Genomic DNA, 4,685 nt, shown 5'->3' with positions numbered 1-4,685 from the left:
AGATGATGCGGGACCCAAAACAAAGGATACCATTCGAACCCGACCTTCAGGTCGGGGTGCGCACTGCAGCTGCTCTGTTTGAGAATGGCGTCATCGGACGGGCCATGCCGCATGGCGACATCCTCGGTTATGCCCCCCCCCTGATCATTACCCGTAAAGAGATCGACATCATTGTCGACGCGACGGTAAAGTCGGTCGATACCACCTATCGCGCGCTGAAGGCCGAGGGGGCCGTATGATTTTGCGATCGCGAAGGAGCGAGTCCGGAGGCAGGCAGGTCCCTGCGCGCTACTGCGCCGAGCAGACCCATAACTGTTGAATTCCAGATATCTGATCTTGAGCATGCTCCGGGCTATTTCAGTCACGATTTGTAACCGAATCAGTTCTGCCGCCGCTGTCCTGTTGCCCAACGACCAGGACCTCTGTGCGGCGCGCCCTGCGGGTGTTCCTCCCCGCCGGCAGGGCGCCCTTTTTGACCCACGTAATCATTATCATTATGGCCCGTGCGGAATCGAGGGTCTGGTAAAGGTCATCTGCACGTTCCGATGCAGATTGAGCTTAGACGTGCCCTTTACATCATTGCAGCGGGCCACGGTCGCCGGTTCCAAAGTGCGGCAATGCCGAAGATTATCTTCCTTCACATCACAAAGAGCAGAATAATCATTGCGGTGAATTTTATCACGTCAGGTATATAAAAGGACGATACTCACACGCTACCCCGTTCACAAGGAAAGGCATTTTAATATTGTTGAGACGATTTCCTATCAAAGAAAAGAAAGCATCGTAACACTTCTTTGCGGATCACGGCGCCCCGGGTGGGGGATGAGCGGCTATCCGAATTGTTATGCTAATGCCGACCCAAATTCCTGCAAAAGCTGGGGTCAATGATGGCTTTTGGTCAGCGCAGGATGATTTCTCCTGATTTGGTCGGTGCAGGGGCGGTCATGACTTAATGCATGGCAGCATTCTGGAGCCCGGTCAGCCCAGCGACGCCCGCGAATTCAATCGCGTTTGTCGGACATACACGACGCAGCCGGAAGGCGTGCAGAAAGAGGAAGAATCGAGCGCGACGATGACGAGGGACATGCCACTTGTTTTCGAGACATTCCTTGAAAGACTGTCACAGAGTATCGATGAGGCAGATTTCCGGGATGCCATGGCTGAGGCGGCCGGACGACTTGACCTAGTCTTCTTTGCCTACCTCTCCTTGCCAGCACGGCCTTCCGGCAAACCGAGGTTAATTTCGAACTATCCAACCCGCTGGACCAGACAGTATCTGGAAAATCAGTATGAGAAACTCGATCCTGTGGTCTTGCGTGCTCGAAATGGCGGCTGCCCGTTTCACTGGGGATCGAATTTGGGAGGCGATAAAATGTCGCCGGCTCAACAGCAGCTATTCGATGAGGCGGCTCAATTCAGCATCTGCTGCGGTTTGACGATCCCAATTGTCGATCTCCGCGGCCGCATCGCTGCGGTTACTTTTGCCGCCGATGAGCCTCGTCCAGTATTTCTTCGGGTCGCTGAGCGGTACGAACAAGCTCTTCAACTGATGGCGGCCTGCTTTCATCGTTGCGTTCGCCGCAAATTGCCGAGCGATCGAACAGTGGATGGGATTTCGCTGACATCCCGCGAATATGAGTGCCTGAGGTGGGCAGCGCGGGGTAATTCAGCCTGGGTGACCGGCCGCATCTTGGGTATCAAGCCACGCACGATCGCTTTTCATTTGGACAATGCCAAGAAGAAGCTAGGCGTGCGAACCCAAAATCAGGCTATAGCCCTTTTGGGGTCCGAAGGGTCCTCAATTCTCTGAGAAGCTTTTTGATCCCCTTGTGCTCGGGCCATTCGATCGCGCGCTTTGTATCGAGCGTTGACTGGATGCCGAGATCTTCTGTTCCGCCGGCTCGGGCGATGCAGCCGTATTCTTCCAGTCCGCGCCGGTGATCATAGTCTATGGGTGCTCGAGCGGGTGTTTCGTCGCTGACGAGCTAGTCGTGCGGTTATATAGTTTCCGAGGATGGCCCGCTTGCATACCTGCCTGCCGGTAATCTCTAACCCTTGACTTAGGGCGATGGCTATCGGTTATGCGGCTTGAAAGCGAAGAGGTGGACCCTTCGTCGAGCGCCGGTACGATATGGAGTGCTGCTCCGGGCTAATACCCATCCAGACAGAGCGGAACCTTCTATCACGTCAGACGCTCGGACAATTGCCAAAACCCGATTTCCTGGGAACTGAATTGTGCTCGCCACCGGGTCCATTTTGCCGGCGCGTCTATGGTGCAGGCCCCGATCAGCCTGACCAATGGCACAGGAACTGCCTGCTTCTATGACCGAGCACTGCGAATTTGTCAGCTGGCGAACAATTCCTTGTAGCCGCTCGTCACCATCCAGTTCGCACGGTCGAGATGACTACGAAGCGCCTTCCTGGCGCGCTCCGGTTCAAGTGCCGGATCAATGCCGAGGATCAGTTGGGCCATTTCCTCTTCGGGCGCCTCATCGGCTGAGGCGTCCAGGAGCCTCATATAGATGGTAAAGTGCGCCCTGTCGTAGGCGGTAAGACGGTCAGACCAAGGGACTTCGTCGAGCAGTGTTGAGCTTTGAGTCCTATCTGTTCCCGTTGATCGATTCATGTCTGCCGCGAACCTCGCATGTTGATCGCTGGATCCAAGGCAGAATATCCCAAAATGGGATAATCCGAAACGGGGATTAGTCGCTGAGCCGGTCTCTACCTGACCGGTTCACCTAAATGCCCAAATCTCTTCGATCTCCCCGCCACCAGCGGTTTCTGGCCCAGTTGATCTCACTGCGCAATGTCAAAGGGCTGACGCAGGCGCAGGTGGCTGAGAAGCTTGGTCGTCCGCAATCTTTCGTGGCGAAATATGAGGGTGGCGAGCGGCGTCTCGATATCATTGAGTTTCTCGACGTAACTGCGGCCCTCGATGCTGATCCGTGTGAGATTCTATTGAGCCTGCGCACGTAGTGGGCGCCCGCGCCCATCACCGCGCGTGCCGTGTGCCGGTGGGTCGAGCCCCGCTTTTCTTGGCTCTGGCGTCTCGACCATTCCGCTGCGCCTCCTAGCGCGTCGTTAGACTCTCGCAATTCGCTCTATTTGTGCCTTTCCCAGCAGGTGGCGCCGCATCCTTCTAGGTCCGCCGCGGCGTCCCGCAACCCTTAGCCAGCTGTGAGCTTTCAGTAGGTTGTCCATCCGGCCCTTCGGATGCGGTGCGGCTCAGACGGCGGACCCGTTCCTGTCATGATTCGCCGCCGCACCCATTCCTGGGAAGCAGCCATTGGCGAGCGGAGGACAAAATGATGAGACAGCGAAGTGCTGGGCATCCGCGCTGTGGTGATACGTCGATGCATGGTGTTACGCGACTTCGTTGCTTGAAGCGAAGCGACCGCACGGCCCATTTCGTCAACTGGCGAACAAATCCTTGTAGCCGCTCGTCACCACCCAGTTTGCACGGTCGAGATGACTGCGAAGAACGTTGCGTGCGCGCTCAGGTTCGCGTGCCGGATCAATGCCGAGGATCACTTTGGCCATTTCCTCTTCAGTGGCGTTGTCTGCCGAGGCGTCCAGGAGCCTCATATAGGTTGTAAAGTGGTCCTTGTCGTAGGCTGTAATGCGGTCCGACCAGGGGACCTCGTCGGCGAACGGCGTGTTCGATCTGGGCTGCAACATCGCTAATTCTATCTCCGGCCAATGGACCCGCGAAGCCCTGTGCCTGCTAAATGTGGATTACATATTATAGTTGATAAACTCAAGCCGCCTGATCCGCTGGCTTGCGTGCATGGATATGCGCAAGTTGGTCGGACGGAATGTGCAGAGGATCAGGCAAAGGAAGCGCCTGACGCAGGAGCAGCTTGCGGAGATTTCCGGGTTCAGTCAGCAGTACATCAGCGGCTTGGAGAAAGGCCGAAGAAATCCGACAATTATCACGATCTATGAACTGGCATTGGCCCTCGGCGTCAGCCACATGGATCTGGTTCGGCCCGACAAACAGGGCTGATGCACCCGCCCTCCAAGTAGCTGGCGGCCTGATGGCGCGCGCCGGATGCTTGTGAACCCACGCTTTTCTTAGGTCCCCCGGCAGCCCCTGCCATTTAGCTCGCCCTCGCGCGGGCGCATCCTATTGGACAGTCGGACGCTGCGTTTTTGTCAGCTTTTCCTGGGACGTGGGGTGGTCGGCATTCCCTTTTAGGCCCGCCGGCCTGCCGCAACCTTCGCTCTCGCTTCAGGGTCCTTCTCTTGTTTACGGTCCTTCGGATGCGGTCCGCCTCTTTCAGCGGGCCTAATCGCTTTCTGTTGCCCGCCCCACGGGGACAGGCACGCGAGACTAGTATGGAGCGTTGCGGTTAGCGCGCGAACAGCAAAGGAACCGAAAAAACAGGCAACTGTCGCAGTATGGCTGAACCAGCCATCGTGTCGGCATCTAGGAGCCGCGTGTTCGCCTTGCGCTGACACGAAGCTCAGACATGACGTCCGGGAGACGATGCTGGCAAATAGTCTGGCTGAAGCATTCCACCCACAATACCAAAGCCCGTCCCGATTCAAAGCGCTTCTGAGCACTCCATCTCAGGCGCGGGGCCAGCTGGCCAGTTCACCTTCTTGGTCCGCCGGAAGAGAGCCCCGCCCTCTCGACAATCGGCTTCATGAGGTCTCGCCCTGCAGTGTCGACCGTAAAAAAG

General features: G+C 56.9%; 5 protein-coding genes and 1 pseudogene. 4 read left to right on the top strand and 2 right to left on the bottom strand.

What is annotated here, in order from left to right:
• Both EOB49_RS32870 and EOB49_RS32865 read left to right on the top strand, forming a co-directional pair.
• Positions 1–239: pseudogene (locus EOB49_RS32870) on the top strand (aspartate aminotransferase family protein); the annotation flags it as partial.
• Positions 240–1,072: 833 nt separating this feature from the next.
• A complete protein-coding gene (locus EOB49_RS32865; protein WP_127383412.1) occupies positions 1,073–1,810 on the top strand; it encodes a LuxR family transcriptional regulator in 738 nt (245 codons plus the stop codon).
• Positions 1,811–2,344: 534 nt separating this feature from the next.
• On the opposite strand, the gene EOB49_RS32860 is transcribed toward EOB49_RS32865, so the two are convergent.
• A complete protein-coding gene (locus tag EOB49_RS32860; RefSeq protein ID WP_126105024.1) occupies positions 2,345–2,626 on the bottom strand; it encodes a DUF2285 domain-containing protein in 282 nt (93 codons plus the stop codon).
• A 116-nt stretch (positions 2,627–2,742) separates the two neighbouring features.
• Here EOB49_RS32860 and EOB49_RS32855 point away from each other — a divergent pair, with 116 nt between their 5' ends.
• Positions 2,743–2,976, top strand: coding sequence for a helix-turn-helix transcriptional regulator (locus EOB49_RS32855; RefSeq protein WP_126097360.1), 234 nt, complete (start codon positions 2,743–2,745; stop codon positions 2,974–2,976).
• Between the two features lie 435 nt (positions 2,977–3,411).
• On the opposite strand, the gene EOB49_RS32850 is transcribed toward EOB49_RS32855, so the two are convergent.
• Positions 3,412–3,678, bottom strand: a complete 267-nt coding sequence (locus tag EOB49_RS32850) for a DUF2285 domain-containing protein (RefSeq protein WP_063169299.1) — start codon at positions 3,676–3,678, stop codon at positions 3,412–3,414.
• Positions 3,679–3,787: 109 nt separating this feature from the next.
• Here EOB49_RS32850 and EOB49_RS32845 point away from each other — a divergent pair, with 109 nt between their 5' ends.
• Positions 3,788–4,006, top strand: a complete 219-nt coding sequence (locus tag EOB49_RS32845) for a helix-turn-helix transcriptional regulator (RefSeq protein ID WP_126105025.1) — start codon at positions 3,788–3,790, stop codon at positions 4,004–4,006.
• The last annotated feature ends 679 nt before the right edge of the window (positions 4,007–4,685 follow it).

Origin of the sequence: Mesorhizobium sp. M7A.F.Ca.MR.148.00.0.0, from assembly GCF_003997735.1 — a bacterium.
Taxonomy (GTDB): Bacteria; Pseudomonadota; Alphaproteobacteria; order Rhizobiales; family Rhizobiaceae; genus Mesorhizobium.
The sequence above is the reverse complement of the archived record's forward strand: the minus strand, read 5'-3'. Positions and strand labels throughout refer to the sequence as shown.

Coding starts and splice junctions, on each gene's coding strand:
- EOB49_RS32865 (WP_127383412.1), top strand. CDS start 1,073: ATGACGAGGGACATGCCACTTGTTTTCGAGACATTCCTTGAAAGACTG.
- EOB49_RS32860 (WP_126105024.1), bottom strand. CDS start 2,626: ATGAATCGATCAACGGGAACAGATAGGACTCAAAGCTCAACACTGCTC.
- EOB49_RS32855 (WP_126097360.1), top strand. CDS start 2,743: ATGCCCAAATCTCTTCGATCTCCCCGCCACCAGCGGTTTCTGGCCCAG.
- EOB49_RS32850 (WP_063169299.1), bottom strand. CDS start 3,678: ATGTTGCAGCCCAGATCGAACACGCCGTTCGCCGACGAGGTCCCCTGG.
- EOB49_RS32845 (WP_126105025.1), top strand. CDS start 3,788: ATGGATATGCGCAAGTTGGTCGGACGGAATGTGCAGAGGATCAGGCAA.